This window comes from Clostridium kluyveri DSM 555 (genome assembly GCF_000016505.1).
Classification (GTDB): Bacteria; Bacillota; Clostridia; order Clostridiales; family Clostridiaceae; genus Clostridium_B; species Clostridium_B kluyveri.
The window spans coordinates 2126152-2146461 of the sequence record NC_009706.1; the positions used below are offsets into that span (position 1 = coordinate 2126152).

A 20310-nucleotide genomic window follows, 5' to 3' on the forward strand; every position below is an offset into this window, starting at 1 on the left:
TTTTAATTCAACATGGACTGATTTACAGATTCTTCTATATTTTCAACTATGGGAATCAACTCATACTGCAATAAATCCCCTATAAGTATGGTGTCCTGATTTTCCATAGCCTCCACTATTTCTTCCAATTTTTCATTCAAATCATCTACTGATATTTTCTGTTTCAATACATCTTTTGATACTGCCAATGCCTGCGTCAGCCAGTTAAACCCTTCAGCAATAGCTGTTACAAGATTGAATCCTTTTTGTTCATCCCCACTTTGAAAGTACTCCGCAGCTTTCGCTATCCCAGATTTTAAATTTACTATATAATCACTTGCCGTTTTCAACAGTTCCGTTTTTTCACTCATGTTTTTTATTCCTCCGGTAAATTTACTATATTATTTATCGTATAAAACAATTTATACTTTAAATATTTTTATCTATCCATCGTGATAACTGCATATATTCAGTTCCAATTATATCTGCACCATGGCTGCAGTTTATAAATTTCACCTGTGGATTATGCTCTATTTCCCTTTCAATGGAATATTTAAAATTGAGATATTCAGATCGGGTATTTAAAAATTCACCATTTACACCTTTAACCTTTTTATACAATTTTGACTCATCCTGAACTCGATCTTCAATTCCATATATTTCGCTATAAGAACTAGTATGAGTCCTGTTATTCAAAAAAGCCAAGTCCTGCCCAACAAGTATTATTTCAACAGCACCACCTTTTACTGCTATATCAATGGTTGGAAGTGCGACCGTTTTTGCAGTATTTATTATTATTTCATCTGTTTGATTTCCATCATTATAAAAAATATATTTAGGCCCCATGTATTTTGAAACAGCCCATCTTGAGGCCGTACTTAAAAAGCACAGTGGCACATTGAAGTCTTCACAGCCCTTCAATTGGTTATATACTATTTCCTGACAGTCAATTATACATATCATATCTGGTATTATTCCAGCATCTACAAGAGCTCTCAGGGCACTTCCTACACAAAATATTTTAACTTTTCCATTAATTTTTTTAAGCAAATCAATTTCACAATCAAGAGATGGCCCTGTTGAAACTACAACGGCATCATCCTTAAAAGTATACTTTTTAAAAAATTCTTCCATTGAAAATGCATTCTGCTTAATATTATGTGTATAATTTTCAGACATTATATCTTTATATTTCTCAATTCCCTGCCTTGCCATTATAAAATTTTAAAATATAAATTCAACTTTATCATATTTGTTCGGCAATACTTTTAAACTTGGATTGTATATCATAATATTATCTATATTCTCTATCCCAGACATATTTTTCAAGGCATCAATTCCTATATAAAATCTGACTCTTTTATCTTTCAATATACTTCTCAGCCTCCCTTTCAGGATAAAATCTGCTGTGAAGATATATGCTATCACCTTTAATACAGGTTTTCCATCCTTACTGTATTCCAATTGTATAGTCCTATCTTGCACAATATCACATCCTACTTCATAACTATCCTCAAATTAAATGCATTCTCCATATTCATTAACATAATTTTAAATTAATTTTTCACTTACCAGAAGCTCTCTTACCTCTTCCTTTGTTATAGGAACTGAATCATATGAATTATAGCTTCCTATCCCAGCCTTTTCCCCTGTACTGTAATATTTACTTAACTTATCTGCATAGGTATCTGATATAACAGCATACATACTTCCTAAATCATAAGCATTTTCAGATTCCTCATGAGTCATAAGCTCTTCAAATTTCCTCTCTCCTGCCCTTAAACCTATATTTTCTATTTGTATATTTTTAGGATCAATATCATACTTATTACAAACTTCTTCAATTACTATTTCCACCAAATCCAATAATTTTATAACCGGCATTTTTAAAACAAATGCTTCACCGCCATGAGATTTTTCTGCAGTTTCCATTATTAAAGAGACCGACTGTGATAAAGTCATCATAAACCTAGTCATATTACTGTCAGTAACAGTTATATACCTTTTCTCCAATATCTGCTTCTTAAATAACGGTATAACTGAACCACGTGAACCCATAACATTTCCGAATCTAACAGCTGAAAATCTTGTTTTAACTTTTCCCTTGCTAAAGTTAGCTGCCTGTACTAATTTTTCAGCTAAAAGCTTGGTAGCTCCATATGTATTTGTAGGATTTATGGCTTTATCGGAACTTGTAAAAAGCACAGAATCCACATTATTGTATATAGAAGCTTTTATAACATTTTCCATTCCCTGTACATTTGTCTTAATAGCTTCTGTTGGGTTATATTCACAAGAGGGTACATGTTTCATGGCAGCCAGATTAAAGACTACATCTATATTATTCATTGCCCTTTCCACTCTTTCATAATCCCTAACATCACCAATCAAATATCTGAATTTTGATATATGATCGAGTTCCTTTTGCATTATAAACTGCTTGTATTCATCCCTGCTAAAAATTCTTATTACCCTAGGTTTTTGATAAAGTAATTTTTTTGCAAGTCCTCTTCCAATGGTGCCAGTACCACCTATTATAAGAATATTTTTATCTGTGTAATACCCCATTTAACTATCACTTCCTATATTATATAAATTACATCCTATCGTTATCAAATTAGATATTGATTTTTTCACCATATAATTACTCTATTTTCAGTATATACCTTGACAAGATTCCATTGAGTTCTTTTTCCGCTCTTATTTACGACTGGGATAAACACCATAACTACCTCTTATATGTTTCTTCAATACTCTTCTATTCAATTAAGAGAAACAACAAAATTACAGACTATAGCTAATTCTTTTTCTAATTGTTCTATGACTTTATTTTTCAATAAATCTATTACTTATGTATTTTAAGCACCCATACTAAAGTTGCCCTTTATACAATTATTATTCGACAAACTACCCTTTTTACTGTTTTTCGTTTAATACAGACGAAACTTAAGACTTATTGCATTTAATCTTAAGCTTTATAAAAAATTACTATTATTCTTTTACTTCATCACAATACCAATCATAAAATTTCTTAATACCCTGTTTTATATTAACCATTGGATTATACCCAATAAACTTTTTTGCCTTGCTTATATCAGCATAAGTAACAGGAACATCACCTTTTTGTATACGCACTCTATTAATAATAGCTTTTTTACCTACAATATTTTCTATGGTTTTTATCAAATCAAGAAGAGATATGGTTTGACTATTGCCAAAATTAAATACTTCAAATTTAAAATCTTTATCTATTAATGACACTATTCCATCTACAACATCATCTATATATGTATAGTCTCTTTTACTTGAGCCATCTCCAAACATATTTATAGATTTACCCTCATATATACTTTTTGTAAACATATGTATAGCCATTTCAGGCCTTTGCCTTGGTCCATATACAGTAAAGAATCTTAAACAAGCAATATTTATATCATGTAATCTCGTATATGTAGAACAAAATAATTCTGCAGCTCTTTTAGCCGCAGCATAAGGAGAAATTTGCAGTTCTACATTATCTTCTTCAGAAAATGGTATTTTATGGTTAATACCATAAACAGAGGATGAAGAGGCATTTATAAATTTCTTTACCCCTCTTTCAACACAAATTTGAAGTAAATTCACAGTTCCTTTAATATCCACATCTACATACTCTAGTGGATCTTTTAATGAATTTCTCACCCCCGCCATAGCAGCCAGATGTATTACCAGTTCCACATTATTTTCATCAAATATATTATTTAATAAATCCTTATTAAGTATATCTCCCCTATATAAAGTATATTTATCGCTTTTTAAAGCTTTCTCAATATTTTTTTCTTTTATTTTAGGATTATAATAAGAATTAAAATTATCTAAATTTACTACTCTATAATTTAAATCCAAGAGTTTATCACATATATTGGAACCAATAAATCCTGCTCCTCCTGTAACCAATATTATTTTCATTTTCTTCCAACTCCTTCATATTCAAAACCAAGTTTCTTCATTTTTTCCGGTTCATAAACATTTCTAATATCCAAAAATAATAATCTTTTCATTTTATCTTTAATTCTACTTAAATTCATACTTCTAAATTGATTCCACTCCGTAGCTAAAATAACTGCCTCTGCATTTGTACAAGCTTCATATTCATCTCTACAATAGTTGATTTTAAGTTCTGGATAGAGTTTTTGGCAGTTAGTCATGGCCGCTGGATCATATACATTAACTTCTGCTCCCTCTTCAACCAATCTATTTCCAATATAAAGAGCTGGTGATTCCCTTAAATCATCTGTTTCAGGTTTAAATGATAATCCTAAAAGTGCTATATTTACTCCTTTTAAATTACCACTAAATTTACATTTTATTTTACGAATCATTCTCTCTTTTTGATTTTCATTTACCTTTATAACTGTTTCTACAATACTGGATTTTGCTCCAAATTCTCGTGCCGTATAAGCTAGTGCCCTAGTATCTTTTGGAAAACAGCTGCCGCCATATCCGGGACCTGGATGTAAAAATTTTGAGCCAATTCTACCATCATGTCCCATGGCCTTAGCCACATGATGAACATCTGCACCAATTTTTTCACATATATTAGCCATTTCATTTATAAATGAGATTTTAACTGCCAAAAAAGCATTGGAAGCATATTTTATCATTTCTGCTGTTTCTAAATTAGTTATAACAAAAGGAACACTTATAAGATATAAAACATTATATATCTGTTTCATTATATACTCTGCCCTTTTACTCTCAACACCTATAACCACTCTATCGGGGTGTGTGAAGTCTTTCACCGCAGCACCTTCTCTTAAAAACTCGGGATTGGACACTATATCAAAAATATCATCTGCTCCCCTTCTATCCAAAACTTCTTTTACCTTAGCTTTTACTTTTTTCCCTGTTCCCACAGGAACAGTACTCTTGTTTACGATAATTTTATACCCATTCATGTACTCAGCTACCTCTTCTACAGCCTTTAGTACATATCCCAAATCTGCCGAACCATCCTCTAGTGGAGGAGTACCCACTGCAATGAATATAACTTCTGAATTTTCAACAGCATATTTAAGATCATTTGTAAAACTCAACCTTTCCATATTCACATTTTTCTTCACTATATCATAAAGTCCTGGCTCATATATGGGTATTTCTAATTTCTTTAATCTTTTTATTTTTTCCTCATCTTTATCTAGGCATATAACATTCATGCCAAACTCTGAAAGACAGGCTCCACTAACTAACCCCACATATCCCGTTCCAATAACTGAAATACTATTATTAAACTCAAACATTTAGCTCACCTTCTACATTTTAGATAAAAAATATTTCATTGTTAAATATATTTGTTTCCTTACAACCTATAGACATTTTAAATTTTCCATGTCCTCTCCAAAATATACTCCCCGTATCATCAGTTTCACTTAAAGAATGATATATCCTCAGCATATACTTCTCATCTATTTCCCTATATTCAATCATAGGAACAGTATACAATAAAGAATTATCTCTTTGTATTACAATTTTTTTATCATTATCCTCCAAAATTAGCTTTTCCTCCGTAGCTCCTATGCACCCATTGGCAGATACATTTAAACTTACCATATCTGTTTGATTGAAATTTTTATCTTTTAATTTATATTCTTCTATGCTGCCACCATTATTTGTCTTATATTTTAAGGTATTTATATCAAAAAATTCTGGATTAAAGGTCAATATGCCTGTCCTAAAAAATATTGGACAAATATCTTTAAATCTAAAATTATATTCTATATCTACCCTACTTTCATTCATATATATATAATATATTTTCCAAAGTTCCCCAAACTCCCCAGTTATCTTGGATTTTACAGGTATTCTTATATTAAAGTTCTCCTCTTTATCTGGATATATTATGCTGCTTTTATCTAAATCCGTTATCTGTCTTAGAGAATTCTGCCTTAAAATAGTATGTCCTGAAAAATAATCTGGTGAATACCTTATGTCATCATAATATCCATGCTCAATATGACCTAAGACACTGTTTTTGCTTACATCTTTTAATACTAAATTTTCAACGGTACCCTTTTTTGTTTTTGAAAATTCTATTTTTACACTTTTAGTTTCTATTATGTTATCTTTTATACTCCAGTTGTTATAATTATAATAGAGGTAATTTTTGAATTCACCATAAATATTTTGTCCTGGTTTTAATTCAGGTAGTTCCATTACAATACTACATTGTCTTATACTACCTTCTCTATAGTATTCCACATTTTCAAATTGGAAATTAACAGGATTGCCATTTAAAAATAATTTATGTTTTTCTTCAAATACCTCTCCCTGCTTAAATTTAACATTACATTCATATATAAATCCCGCCTCTACAACAGAACTCCTGGTATTTATTAATTCAAAAGCATAAGCTTTTTTATGAGAGTTCTTTATATCCATTAATTCTCTTTCTATCATGGCCTCTGTCTTACCAATAAGAGAATAATATTCGGTAAACTTTGATTCTGTGGTCTTAGTTCTATAGTCCGAACCATACAGTAAGGATAAATTTCCCCAAAGTTCATCATTATCTTTATTAAATTTACCTAAAAAATTTAAATTTTCATATATTCTATTGCATTCAGTATTCATTTTAGTATTTTTAAGTCCACTTACAGCCCATCTTACTGCATTATATTTAGGCTGCTTTTTACATACTAAGGGGTACTCTGGTGTAGATATACTTATAAATTTACCTGAATTAATTTCTTCTGCCGCATCTTTTGGAAGTATAAATTCAAATTTATCGTGGTTATTTAAAAACTTAAATATTTTTTTGATTCTATCTATTTCTACAGATGCTTTTGGGTTATAAAACCAGTCATAATTTCCAGGTTTGTAATCAAATATTTCTAAATCAGAGCCGTACATACATAAAATTCTCTCTTCTTTTTCATTAAACTGGGCATTTAAATATCTTAAATACTCCTCCATAGTAATCTGCCCAAAAGCATAACGTTGAAACTTCTGAAAAGCAATAGAATTGTTCCAAAGCAAATTTAATTCTCCACGAGATGTTTTTATTTTATGAGATTTATATTTAAACTCTTTGGGATATGTATTGAATAAATTTGAATTATCATAATCCATAATTAAATTTCTATATCCATTAATACAATAAGCTTCTGCTATACCATCTGAATAACACTGTTCATTTACATAGGAAGTTGAAGGTACTTCTCCTAATATGTCTTTATATACTCTATTTCCCATTTCTAAATTTTTTATATTAACTTTTTGAGGAATTAAAGGAAATATAGCCTGTGACACACCTGAACCCAGTATCTCACATCTTCCTTTATTATATAGTTCCTTTAATTTTTCTATAAATGTATAATCTATTTCTTTAATCTTTTTAAGAGTATAAGCTGTAAGCTCTATACCAAATTTTATATTATGAAATTCTTCTAGTATACTTATAATAGGCCAGTAGCATCTATCAATAGCAAGTGCATATTGTTCTTCCGGAATAGAAGAAAAGGCTAAATTTAAATGGAATGCTGTATACAATTTTAATTTTTTCATGTTTATCTCTCCTAAAGAATAAAATTGATGTACTTAAAATTATTCAAATGTAAATTCTACAGACTTTACAGCCTCTTCAGCAAATTTTACAGCTTCATTTTTATCTTTTCCCACAGCTATAACATACCCTACTCTAGTAGTGTGATTGGACTGCTTTTCTATTAAATCTCCTTCCTTTATAAAAAAATCAACCTTTACTATATTTTTCATGTTCTTCACTTTATCAAGGCCAGATATACTTTTTATTTTTCCTATTCCGGGAAAAAAATATCTTTGTGCTACCCCTCTCTGGAATTTAGGTTTAAAACAATCTGTATTTATTGAATTTCCCACTGCCATATCAATATAGGCATCTACTATATCCACTCCTGTGCCTAAAGGCACATGATCATAACAAAAATTTCCGCCGCTTAATCTGGCTGCAATTTCAACCACATAGGCCCTCCCATTACTATAAATCATATCTCCTTTGCCAGGTCCCCAATTTATATCTAACGCTCTAACTGCTTTTTCAAATTCACTATTAACTAATTTTTTGGCATCCTGTGATAACAAAGTAGGTGAATCGCCGCCATTTTCTATAATATTAGGTGAAAATTTTTCTAACATTTCATAATTTCTATCTGCAAATCCTGTAATATAAAATTCATCTTCATACATAATGCCCTCTGTACTTATTTGGTTACCCTCTAGAAATTTTTCTACCATTACATCTCCACTTCTAGAATTACTTTTACTTTCATTTAAAGCCCATGTTAAATCCACTGCTTCAGTTAATCTTAAAACCCCTCTAGCTCCAGAATTATCAACAGGTTTAATAACTACAGGATATGCATATTCATTTATAAACTTTTTCAAATCATTTAATGAATTTATTTTTCTAAAGGGAGGCACATTTATTCCAGCTTTTTTTAAAACCTCTTTCATTTTAAGCTTATCTACCGTTAAACAAGCAGCTTCTATAGGTATATGTTTTACCCCTATTTCTTCTGCAACTTTTGATACCATATGAGGTATATCGCTGGCTATGGTTATCACTCCATCTATTTTTCCATCACAATTTTTCACAAAATCTATCAATGATTTTTTATCTCTTGTACTGATTATATGATATTCATCTGCATATTTAAGTCCCTCCGCCTGGGGATTCATATCCAACACTACAGTGTATATACCTTTACTCTTGGCTCTTGTTATAGCTGGAACCTGTTCTTTTCCCGCCCCTAGTATAAGTAATGTTTTCACTTAAATAACCTCTCTTTCTAAAATAGGCAAGTGAACCTCACCTGCCTATAAATTATATACTATTATTTTACACATTAAACAACATTCCACCATTTGCATTTAAAGTTTGACCTGTTATATAGCTTCCATCTTCACTGGCCAAAAATACCGCTATTCGTCCTATTTCTTCAGGGGCAGCAGGTCTATTTATAGGAATGCCTTTTAATTTTTCTTTTCCAGCTTCCGTAGCCATTTCTTTAGCAGACATTTCAGTTAATACTAATCCCGGTGCTATGCAATTTGTATTAATTCCATCTTTAGAATATATTCTAGCTAAAGATCTGGCTAAACTTATTATACCTGCTTTAGTAGCTGAATAGTGAACTGCTAAATTTCCACCCCACTGTCCCCCTATAGAAGATATATTTATTATCCTACCAAAATTATTCTTTAACATGTATGGAATACATTCTTGGGTACAAATAAAGGCTCCCTTCATATTAACTTGAAACATTTTATCCCATTCATCATCTGTAATACTTTCAAAGGGCTTCTGTTGAAGAATACCAGCATTATTCACTAGTATATGTATTTCTCCAAAATTTTCAACGGCTATATCTATCATTTTTTTAACTTCATTTCTCTTTGATACATCTGCCTTTACAGCTATGGATGTTCCTTTTATATCTTCTATTTCTTTAACAACTTCTAAAGCCTTCTTTTTACTATTATTGTAATTTACTATTATTCTAGCTCCTTCTTTTGCCATCTCTATAGCTATAGCCTTTCCTATTCCTCTGCTGGCACCAGTGACTATAGCAACTTTATCCTTTAATTTCATAAGATCCACCTTCTATTTAAGAATTATAAGGATATTGATCATCTATATAATGTCCACCCTCAATTTCCGGTATTGCCAACTCATTACTATCTATATAACATTCCACTATAACTGTGCCATCATAATTTAAAGCTTCTTTTACAATACCTTTAATTTCACTAGCCTTTGATATTCTTAATCCTTTTATTCCATAAACCTCTGCCAATTTAATAAAATCCGGATTATACTTAATAACAGTAGATGTAGCTTTGCCTAAAAAGGTTTTATCCTGAAATTGTTTAACTAAACCCAGGGTATTATTTTTTAATATAAATATTTTTACTGGCAAATTATACGCCACTGCAGTACCTAATTCTTGCATATTCATTTGAAAACTTCCATCGCCAGTTATGTTTATTACTTGAGCATCTTTTTTAGCATATTTAGCTGCTATAGCTGCCGGTAAACCATATCCCATATTTCCAAGTCCACCAGAAGTTAAATTAGTTCTTGTATATCTATATTTATAAAATTGTGCCGTCCACATTTGATTTTGACCAACATCTGATGTAATTATAGCCTTTCCATTGGTTAAGTTACTTATTTCTTTTATTATGTACTGTGGTCTTACTTTATCATATTCATCAGATAATCTATATTCTCTATCTAAATTAAATTTATATTTTAATTCTGATATATAATCAAGCCATTTTTTTGTATCTATATTAATTTCATTTAATCTATCTATAATTAGTTTTAATACTTCTTTCACATCTCCATTAATAGCTAAATTAGTTTTAACTGTATTATTTATTTCTGCCTTATCCACATCAACATGAATTATAAATTTACCTTCTTGAAACTTATTAATCTCTGTTCCTATAGCTCTTACATCAAATCTATTTCCTAAAGCTATTATTAAATCTGCTTCTGCCAAAATTTTATTGCAAGCTCTACTTCCATAGCATCCCATAAAGCCTAATGCCAATTTGCTATTCAAATCAAAGCTACCAAGTCCCATTAAAGTATTTGCCACCGGTATTTGTGATTTTTCTGCCAATACTTTAAGTTCATTTTCTGCATTGCCTAAAATAACACCACCACCTGCAATTATAACAGGTTTACTACTTAAATTTATTTTTTGTATTAGTAAGTTTATTTTTTTTTGTTCTACAATACTTCTTTTTTCTATTATATCTACCCTATTTAATATATCAAGCTTCTGTAACATACTTCTCTGAACATCCATAGGAATATCTATTAAAACCGGTCCCGGCCTTCCTTCTCTTGCAATTCTAAATGCCTCATCAATAACCTGGTTTACATCCTCCGGTTTTGTTATCATACAAGACCATTTTGTAATTGGCTTTACAATATTGACTATATCAACCTCCTGAAACCCTATTTGTCTTGTTTTTTTTATTCCTTTTAATGATCCTGTACCAACCTGACCCGTTATAGCGACTAATGGTATTGAATCAAAATAAGCATTTGCAATACCCGTAACTAGGTTAGTTGCCCCAGGACCTACTGTAGCCATACACACTCCAACTTCACCTGTAACTCTAGCATAAGCATCTGCCATAAGAGAAGCCGCCTGATCATTTCTAGTAACTACTAAATCTATAGTTCCATCTAATTTTACAGCATCAAGAATTGGTGCTACATTTCCACCCGGGTATTCAAAAATTACCTTACATTTATTTTCTTTTAATTTATTGGCAATCATTTTACTTATATTTATCATAGAGCCTTACTCCTTCCATGAAATTTATGTATTATAATGGCCATTTATATTTGCCAAACTCTTCCTCTAATTTATCATGTATGTATTTACTTTCCATAAATTCAAAAAGTTTAACGTCCAACATTCTTTGACAATTCAGCCAACATTTATTACATCCTAAGCTTTGTTTTTGTAATTCTATAATTTTATTATCAGTAATAATATCTTCTAATGAATGTTCATACAAATTTCCTAGTACTATTTCATCTCTCATATGACATAACGGGATATTACCATTAGGATATACCACAATAGTTTCTCTAACATTTAAGCAAGGTAAATAAACTTTACCACAAAAATAATTATTGGTGTTACTTATGAAACTACTATTATGCAACAAGTCACTAACATCAAAAATGTATTCAGAAAAATTTTTATCGTCATTATCAAAAAAATTAATTGGATACATTGGTTGAATAGCCCACATAAAATTATTTTTATCACAGAATTCCTTAACCCATTTTATGTCCTCATATGTATTCCACGGATTAATAGTTGAATTTATATGTATCTCTGTTTTTGATTTAACACTTTCAATAGTATTCATCAAATTATCAAAACCATCAATTCCTCTTACATTTTTATATGTTTCCTTTGGTCCATCTAACGAAAAAGCTATCTTTTTTATATTAAATTTTAAAACAGAATTAATTATTTTTTCAGTAAATTGTCCATTAGATATTATACAATAATCTACATCTTGAGCCATTTCTAGAATCTTATCATATTGAGGATGTAAAAAAAATTCTCCTCCTTCAAAATATATAATACAATCCTTACGATTAGAAACAAAATTTATTATTGTTCTAATAGCATCTAAACTTATATTTTCATCTTCTTTATTATATATATTGCATGTATTACATTTGGAATTACATCTAGTTGTGCTATATACAAAAATTTGTCTTAATTTAAATTGTGTTTCTTCTAAAAATTTTATTCTTACATTATCATAAAAATCACTTTTCATCTATTAATATAACTTCTTTCTACAAATTGCCATCATTCCATTACCCTTTTCATCATCAGTATATATTCCATTTTTAGAACCATAAACTTTTTCCAAATAAAAATATTTTGATAATATCTCTTTAAATTCTTTTAGACTATATTCTTTTATATGCCAGGGAACTAAAGGTATATCTCCATTATCATTTTGTGGTGTAGTACATATAAAAATGCCATTATTTTTTAGTATTCTTTTTATTTCATGTAAATAATTATCAATTAGGTCTAATGGTATATGTTCAAAAGTTTCCATACTCAACACAACATCAAATTGATTTTCTGAAAATGTAGTCTTTGTAGCATCCTGTACCTGAAATTCAATATTTGAATAATTTTCTTTGTCATATTGAATAACTCTTTCATTTAAATCTGCTCCTATAATATTTTGTGTAATTTTATCAAATATGTATTTTGTTCCATAGCCACTACCACAAGCTATATCTAATACACAATCTTGCTTTTTTATAAATTTTCCAGAAAATCTATATCTTTCAAGAAAAAAATTGCCATTTTCTATTTGATTTTTGTAATTTATACCTGTAGTTTGACCTTCTTCATAAATCTGTTTGGCTTTCTCTCTGATATTAATTAAATATTCTTTATTATATTTAGGGATATTTTTATAAATCTCGACATTAAATTTATCCTTATTAGCTTTAACAAAAGACATAGGTCTTGCTAAATAATTTTTTATTTTTTCCTTATCTTCATTATAAATACATTTCTTTATATTTAGTAATAAATTACTTTTAAAAATTTCAGCTGTAAACTTTGTTTCAAAATCATCTGGAGTACATACAAATTCAACATTTTTGTTTGCTTCTATAATTTTTATCATTGATTTCAATAAATTAACATCAATAAAGCAATTTTGACCTAATGTTTTTATTACATACTTAGATTTTGAATCTTTTAATGCACAAATAAACCTTTCAAGGACATTATCAGCTGAACCGAAATAACATTTTACATTATTTTTACTAGCTATATCAAGAAAAAATTTATTTTTTTCAATATCTGCTACAGTTATAATTATTTTATTTATATTTTCAATTTTCTTTAATTTTTCTATTACATATTCTATTACATATTTATTATCTATTTTCTTTACACAATAATCTTCTGTACCATCCCAACCAAATCTATTAGCTTGAATTATACAATCAAACTCAATTTTATCATGTTTTATACTAGACATATTTATTACCTACTTTCTAATATTAAAAAATGCTACCCTAGAATCATCTAAATTGGATTTTTACATATATAATTTTATTATATTTTTATCAGGAAATTTTTTTATCAAATATTCATATATTTCATTTTGATATTCATTGGAAGAAATAATAATATCTTTAAATTTGATTTGATCAATCTCATCTATACTACAAATGGTAAAATCAGCTATTTGTATCCCATATTTATTTTTATCTGAATCACATATTCCAACTATATTAAGTTTACTAAAATCAATAAGTTGCAAAAATTGTGTGGTATGTGTGCCTGCTCCATATATAATCAACCCATCTGATTCTAAGTTTCTAATTTTATTAATAATTTTAGAAATACTTTTATGTCTTTCTCTTATATAAGTTTTAATAATTTCATTATTAATTTTATATTCATTTATTAGTTGAATTTTCTCTTCTTTTATTTTGTTACAAATAATTTGAATAGATTCTCCAGTTTGTCGATATTTAACTACACCATAACCTAATTTTTTTATAAAATACAATAAATTATTTATGGTGAAATAATTTAAATGCTGAAATGAAAAAAAATCTGAAATATTATTCAAGAATTTTTTATTAATACAAGCCCCAATCTTAGGAACACTACAGAAAAGATATCCATTGTTAGAAATCTTCTTAAAAATATCTTTTAAAACACTCCTTGGATTTTTCATATGTTCTAAAACGTTAGTTAATATAATAAGGTCAAATTGTTCTCCTTTAAGTATATCATTACTAAACATTTCATTTATAACAGGAATATGTGCTTTTTCGCGAAGATATTTTACATTACTTGAGGAAGGCTCTATTCCTAACACATTTTTGTAATCACTCTTAAATAATGTAAGAATCTCTCCTCGTCTACATCCAATATCTAATACTTTATTTATATTATTATACTCAACATTTTCTTTAATAAAATCATATGTTTCATAATATTCTTTGCTAATAAAATTTGATTCATCATTACATTCAGATTGTCTACTATAATATCTACTAAGACTTTTTTCTGTTGGAACTAAATATTGAAAAATAAAACCACACTTTTTACATATGCCTATATTAACTGTTACAGGTAATATTCCATCTAATGTTGATTCATTTATATTATTGGTATAGACTTTATCAATATAATTATTACCACATATAGAACAGTTTACATATTCATACTCTATTTTTTGCATACTTTCTCCTTTATTTATATTATCTAATTAGTTCTCTTATAAATTCAATTTAAAAAATGCTACCATAGAATCTCCTAAATTACATTCTTTAGTAATATCATAATAAAAATTAGATACATTTTTACTATGAATAAATTTTTCTTTAGTAGTAAATCTATCTAAATAAATTCCCTCAGTTTCAACTTCTAACATCTCATATCCACATTTATTCATAATTCTTTCTAATGTATCTGGTGTAAAGTCACACATATGATCCTCGGGATGCTGTCCTATCCATTTATTTAAATTACTTCTAAATGTTATTCCATCTGCATTGGGAACTTTTATTCCTATAATTCCATCATGTTTAAGCCATTTTCTTATCTTTAATAAAATATCAACAGGTTTTACCATATGTTCAAGTACTAGCCACATTGTTATAACATCAAATTTTTCATCTTCAAATTCAATATTTTCTATTGTTCCATTGAATATATTTTTAGTATTTAATAATTGTCTAGCATAATCAGCAGCATATTGTGATATTTCTACCCCATATATATCCCAACCAAAATTTTGTGCATATTCAAGATAAAATCCCATGGCACAACCTATGTCTAATATAGTTCCTGGATTTTTGTATTTATGTATAGTGTTAAATCTTTTTTTTACAAATTCCAGTATATTAGGTTTATCTTTCAAATAATCATAATCTACCTTTTCATTGCCCTTAATATATTTTTCTTTAAAATAATCCTCATCATATACTTTAAATAATTCTTTATTATTAAATCTATACAGCATATATATATGACCGCATAGCATACATTTCACAAGAAAATTATCTTTAACTTTACCTAAAATTTTATAATTGTCATTTCCACATAAATCACAAGTTGATTTATACAATTACAACACCTCTACAATTTTATTGTAAATATACTCAAAATCACATATTTTCAAACCTAATAATCTTAGATTACAATCTACTGGAATATTATTCATATAATGCTCTATTTTTTCTGAATTCAATTTATATTTAGTTCCACAATAATTCCCTATTCCCAATTTTGATATTTTCATAAACTCATTTTCATAAATTCTATCTGAAACTATATCAATAGTAGGTATCCCTAAAAATTTGAATTCATAAAAACTTACTCCATAAAATATAATTCCTAATTTACAATTTTTAATTTCATCAGCCATATTATTAGGATTAATCACTATTTCATAATTATATTTAAAGTTCTTGAGCTCTTTTTGAAACTCCTTTATGTATTTAAAATAAGGTCCAAGGATAATTTTATAAGTATAACATTTATTAATATCCAAACTATTTATTAAATTAATTATTTTAGTGGTTACATTATTAACATCTGTACCTCCAAAAGAAATTACTATTTCATCCTTTATACTTCTTCTGATTTTTCTAAAGTCATTATTTATAAAAACACAATTTAACCCATACAGAACCTTGTCATTTCCTTTAACTTCCTCTTCAAACTCATCACTTTGTATACCTTGAATTATCATTACATCTACAAAATCATCTTTGATATATTTATCTATTAACACTATTTTTTTTATATTTGTTTTGTCTTTTATATTTTTAAAATTATAACCTGTGCTTCCTTCTAACTTTTGCACATCAATTACGAGTATATCTGATTTATAATTGTTTATTAGTTCTATTAATTCTTCTTCTGTTTCTCCATCACTGTAATCATAAATATATCCTTCATCCTCTAAAATACTTTTAGCTGTTTCATCCTTATTTATGACATATATTACTCCATTATTTTTATTTTCATTTAAATACTGTCCTAGTACCATCATTCTTTTTAGATGACCAAGACCTTTTTCTTTAGAAGCTTCAGTTTTAATTAAAAACTTGTAAGTTTTTTCTCCTCTTTTTTTCTGCTGTACATGAGAATTTATATCAAGTAAGTTTCTGTCTTTTTCCACTAATTCAAAAACATTATCTATATTAAACTCTTTGTTTTCACTTTTAAGTTTGTAATATACTTCATTCATAAATCTTAAATCTGCCATATTATCTACAGATATTCTAAAAATATTTTCCGTGTATTTCTTATCCAAATCTATAAATCCTATTTTAACAAGATTTAAATTTTCTCTTATAATTACTCCATAGTTTTCCCTTTCATAGGAAGTTTTACTATTATCATTTAAAAACTTCACACAATCCATGGAATATGAATCTATTCCTTCGTGTATACATATAGTACTAGGTCTTGTATAAGAATAACCCTGTTCTAATGTATATAACTGTTCCTTTATAAATTTTTCATGAATCAAAGGACAATCCCCTGAAATAATCACTATATAATCTGCATTTTTATTTTTAACTGCATTATAATGTCTTCCAACTACATCGTTTATATCTCCATCATATCCATAAAAACCAATCTTCTTTTTTTCAGCATATGTCTTTAAGGATACATCTGAAATATCACCAGTAGTAGATATTATTATTTCATCTATTTCATTCACATTTTTAAGTCTATCTACAACCCAATCTATAAGCATTTTATGGCCAATATACCTAAAATGCTTTTTAGGTAGCCTTGTAGATGTGCACCTTGCCTGTATTAAAGCTATAACTTTTTTTCCTTTTAGCATTATTCTCATCTTCTCCAATGCTTGCTATTATATTAAATCTTCCCAATGTATTGGACTGTCCACATCTATATTTTTATTAACTTTTCTTCCTATAACTTCTTCATAATATTTACTTTCTATACCATCTACTGGCCTTACATAATCCAAATATTCTTCTTTTATAACTTGTCCTTCTTTTAGATTACAAGCTGCAATTATTCCCCTTCTTGCATAATGCCTTTCTGCAAATTCTGCTTTCACTGGAGTTTTAATCCCCACACCCATAGATTTTTCTACTTTTCTTATTTCGATTACCATTTGCTTTAATTCCTTAGGTTCTAATGCATAAAAGTGATCCATACCTTCTAACTTTCTTGAAATAGTAAAATGTTTTTCTATAATATTTGCTCCCAGGGCCACTGCTGCAATAGGAACAGTTATTCCCATGGAGTGATCTGAAAAACCTACTGGAACATTAAACTCCTCCTTTATGGTTTGAATAGCTTTAAGATTTATGTCTTCATCTTTAGGAGGATAATTAGAAACACAATGAAGTATAGCAATATCTTCAGTTTTTCCATTTTTTATTCTATTAAATGCTTCCTTAACCTCATCCATATACGCCATACCTGATGCTAAAATTATAGGTTTTCCTGTATTTGATATGTAATCCAAAAGGGGATAATAATCCATATCTCCTGATGCTATTTTATACCCTTCTATATTTAATTTTTCAAGTAAATCCACTGCATCTTTTTGAAAAGGTGTAGTAATAAACATTATACCTTTTTTATCGCAGTATTCTTTCATTTCTTTATGCCATTCCAGTTTAAATTCAAAATTTTTTACAATTTTATTTGCAGGATGATTTTTAGAAAATAGTTTGTCTGCTGTAAAAGTTTGAAATTTAACTGCATTTGCTCCTGCCTCCACTGCAATATCTACCAATTCCTTAGCCTGTTTTATATCCCCATTATGATTACTTCCTGCTTCAGCTATTATAAAACAAGGATGAGTATTACCTATAATTTTATTACCTATTTTTATATCATTCATAGATTGTTTTCCTTTCTTATAAATCTTCTATACACTTTTCTATTTTGGGTACTACATAATCTATAGTTTCTATAATATCATTGTATAATTTTTTAAAGGCATTTAATATATTTTTTAAATTTTCAACTTCGTATTTGGATTCCTGATATCTAAAATATACAGAAGTCCTATTCATCACATCTGATATTAAAAAATCTATAAAATTAAATGAAGAACTATTATCCAACTCATCATTCAATACAGATATTTTCTTATAGGCATACTTCATTTTACTAATTTTATTACTTAAAAGTGCTGATATAATATTTTCTCTGCATCTTTTTATCTCATCATTTATTTTCATAAGTCCTTTTAATATATTTTTCATATTATCTATAACTTTAATTCTATCAATACCAGGTTGTTTTTTGAATATATCATTTACTACTTTACCAATTCCTTGAGATACTGCATATTTATCAAGTGCTTCTTTAAGTGTAATAGTTTCTACTCCTTTAATTAATGCACCGCCTTCTGTAGCATTTATAAATTTTATATTTTTCATACGTTTTATATATTCTTCCAATGCATCCCTATAACCATTCAATACACGAGTTGTCAAAACTTTGTCTCCATATAGTCCATCAACTTGAATCAAATTTTCATTGCTAATTGTTTTATTATAACTTTGCATCTCAGCTATCTGAGCATGTTCCATATCATTTGTATAGGCAAGATCCTGACCAATAAATATAATCACCTTGCATCCTATATATCTTGCAAAATCCACACATGTATGTGCCACAGATCCTCCAGAATATAGAGAATCTATATTCTTACCAGTTACTTCTTGTATAGATGTCTTTGCAGAACCATATCTGAAAAATATTTTACCTTTTCTTTTATTTAATACCAATTTTGAATTGCTTGTTTCTGTAAAAATCAATGGTATATTACCATAATTAAGATATTTTTTGCACATATCATAAACTGCATCACTGCAATCTACCGAGCACATAAAGTCTGGTATTATCCCCTTTTCCATAAGAGGCTTTAATGTCCTGTTTCCACAAATAATTATTGCATTGTCATTGAAATTTTTAAGTTCATCTATATTCTTTTCAAGGGATGGCCCTGCCGAAACTACCACCGCAGTATAATCTTTAAATTTATCCTTAAATTCATTTAGATAATGACTTGAAGCTATTGATTTTATGTTATTCAGATAACAACTCATAAAACTTCTTCCATGTACATATTTTGTTATTAAATTACCTTCAAACAAAAGTAATACTTCTTTAATACTTCTTAAAAAATACAGATATTCAATTTTATACAATATACTGTAATTTCCATAAGCAGCATATCTTATATTGTTATAATTATTTTCATCACATATAAACTCAATAATATAACTTCTTATATTCTCCTTTTCAAATCCTACTATATCTATCTTATCATCTTTCAGCAGACTCTTAGAATATTGTAATTTGAAAAATTTCTTCAGTATTCTTCTGTCAGGCTCCACTACAAGTACCCTGTTAAATGAATTCAGTTTATCAAAAAGTTTAAGTATATGTTCTCCTGTTCCCAGTCCAAATACTATTATTAATGTATCTATACCTATATTTCCAACTTCGAATAAAAAATTATCTATATCTCTTTCTACATTATATTTGCTTCCTATGTATTTAAAACTGCCATTATAATTCACTTTAAAAATATCCTTATTATCTTTACTCTTTTCAAGTTTTACTTCCTCATCTTTTGTAAATTTATCCTCTAAAATATCTTTAAGATAATCAGTTAAATTCTCCATAATTCCTCCATAACTAAATATACTACTATATTAGTAATTATCGGTTTTATTTTTTACTTCTTTAAATAAAAATAGAG

At 28.3% G+C, this 20310-nt stretch carries 17 protein-coding genes; all 17 read right to left on the bottom strand.

Features of this window, described 5'->3' with window-relative positions; all coding sequences use genetic code 11:
- Positions 1-2: 2 nt before the first annotated feature.
- Complete coding sequence (locus CKL_RS10260) at positions 3-350, bottom strand: DUF8042 domain-containing protein (RefSeq protein ID WP_012102432.1); 348 nt, start codon at positions 348-350, stop codon at positions 3-5.
- A gap of 58 nt (positions 351-408) precedes the next feature.
- The gene (locus CKL_RS10265; protein ID WP_012102433.1) at positions 409-1194 is read right to left on the bottom strand and encodes a motility associated factor glycosyltransferase family protein; all 786 of its coding nucleotides are present in this window, start codon (positions 1192-1194) and stop codon (positions 409-411) included.
- 9 nt (positions 1195-1203) lie between these two features.
- A complete protein-coding gene (locus CKL_RS10270; RefSeq protein WP_012102434.1) occupies positions 1204-1464 on the bottom strand; it encodes a hypothetical protein in 261 nt (86 codons plus the stop codon).
- Between the two features lie 66 nt (positions 1465-1530).
- Positions 1531-2547: an SDR family NAD(P)-dependent oxidoreductase gene (locus CKL_RS10275; protein WP_012102435.1), complete on the bottom strand. Its 1017-nt coding sequence runs from the start codon at positions 2545-2547 to the stop codon at positions 1531-1533.
- 423 nt (positions 2548-2970) lie between these two features.
- Entirely contained in the window at positions 2971-3927 is a 957-nt protein-coding gene (locus tag CKL_RS10280) for an NAD-dependent epimerase/dehydratase family protein (RefSeq protein WP_012102436.1), read from the bottom strand.
- A complete protein-coding gene (locus CKL_RS10285; RefSeq protein WP_012102437.1) occupies positions 3924-5258 on the bottom strand; it encodes a UDP-glucose dehydrogenase family protein in 1335 nt (444 codons plus the stop codon). The genes CKL_RS10280 and CKL_RS10285 overlap by 4 nt, the downstream gene beginning before the upstream one ends.
- A 19-nt stretch (positions 5259-5277) precedes the next feature.
- Complete coding sequence (locus tag CKL_RS10290) at positions 5278-7521, bottom strand: alpha-amylase (protein WP_012102438.1); 2244 nt, start codon at positions 7519-7521, stop codon at positions 5278-5280.
- A 39-nt stretch (positions 7522-7560) separates the two neighbouring features.
- On the bottom strand, positions 7561-8766 hold the full coding sequence (locus CKL_RS10295) for an ATP-grasp domain-containing protein (protein WP_012102439.1): 1206 nt from the start codon (positions 8764-8766) through the stop codon (positions 7561-7563).
- A 67-nt stretch (positions 8767-8833) separates the two neighbouring features.
- Entirely contained in the window at positions 8834-9586 is a 753-nt protein-coding gene (locus CKL_RS10300; RefSeq protein WP_012102440.1) for an SDR family NAD(P)-dependent oxidoreductase, read from the bottom strand.
- Positions 9587-9602: 16 nt separating this feature from the next.
- A complete protein-coding gene (ilvB, locus tag CKL_RS10305; RefSeq protein WP_012102441.1) occupies positions 9603-11312 on the bottom strand; it encodes a biosynthetic-type acetolactate synthase large subunit in 1710 nt (569 codons plus the stop codon).
- Positions 11313-11343: 31 nt separating this feature from the next.
- The gene (locus tag CKL_RS10310) at positions 11344-12321 is read right to left on the bottom strand and encodes a radical SAM/SPASM domain-containing protein (protein ID WP_012102442.1); all 978 of its coding nucleotides are present in this window, start codon (positions 12319-12321) and stop codon (positions 11344-11346) included.
- A gap of 3 nt (positions 12322-12324) precedes the next feature.
- Entirely contained in the window at positions 12325-13557 is a 1233-nt protein-coding gene (locus tag CKL_RS10315) for a methyltransferase domain-containing protein (protein WP_012102443.1), read from the bottom strand.
- Positions 13558-13617: 60 nt separating this feature from the next.
- Complete coding sequence (locus CKL_RS10320) at positions 13618-14775, bottom strand: class I SAM-dependent methyltransferase (protein WP_012102444.1); 1158 nt, start codon at positions 14773-14775, stop codon at positions 13618-13620.
- Positions 14776-14811: 36 nt separating this feature from the next.
- Positions 14812-15663 (bottom strand): class I SAM-dependent methyltransferase, encoded by an 852-nt coding sequence (locus CKL_RS10325; RefSeq protein WP_012102445.1) that lies wholly within the window; start codon positions 15661-15663, stop codon positions 14812-14814.
- Positions 15664-17409 (bottom strand): cytidylyltransferase domain-containing protein, encoded by a 1746-nt coding sequence (locus tag CKL_RS10330; protein ID WP_242652482.1) that lies wholly within the window; start codon positions 17407-17409, stop codon positions 15664-15666.
- Positions 17410-17427: 18 nt separating this feature from the next.
- Complete coding sequence (locus CKL_RS10335) at positions 17428-18435, bottom strand: N-acetylneuraminate synthase family protein (protein ID WP_012102447.1); 1008 nt, start codon at positions 18433-18435, stop codon at positions 17428-17430.
- Positions 18436-18451: 16 nt separating this feature from the next.
- Positions 18452-20233 carry a motility associated factor glycosyltransferase family protein gene (locus CKL_RS10340; protein WP_012102448.1) on the bottom strand — a complete coding sequence of 594 codons (1782 nt, stop codon included), beginning with the start codon at positions 20231-20233 and terminating at the stop codon, positions 18452-18454.
- Positions 20234-20310: the final 77 nt, after the last annotated feature.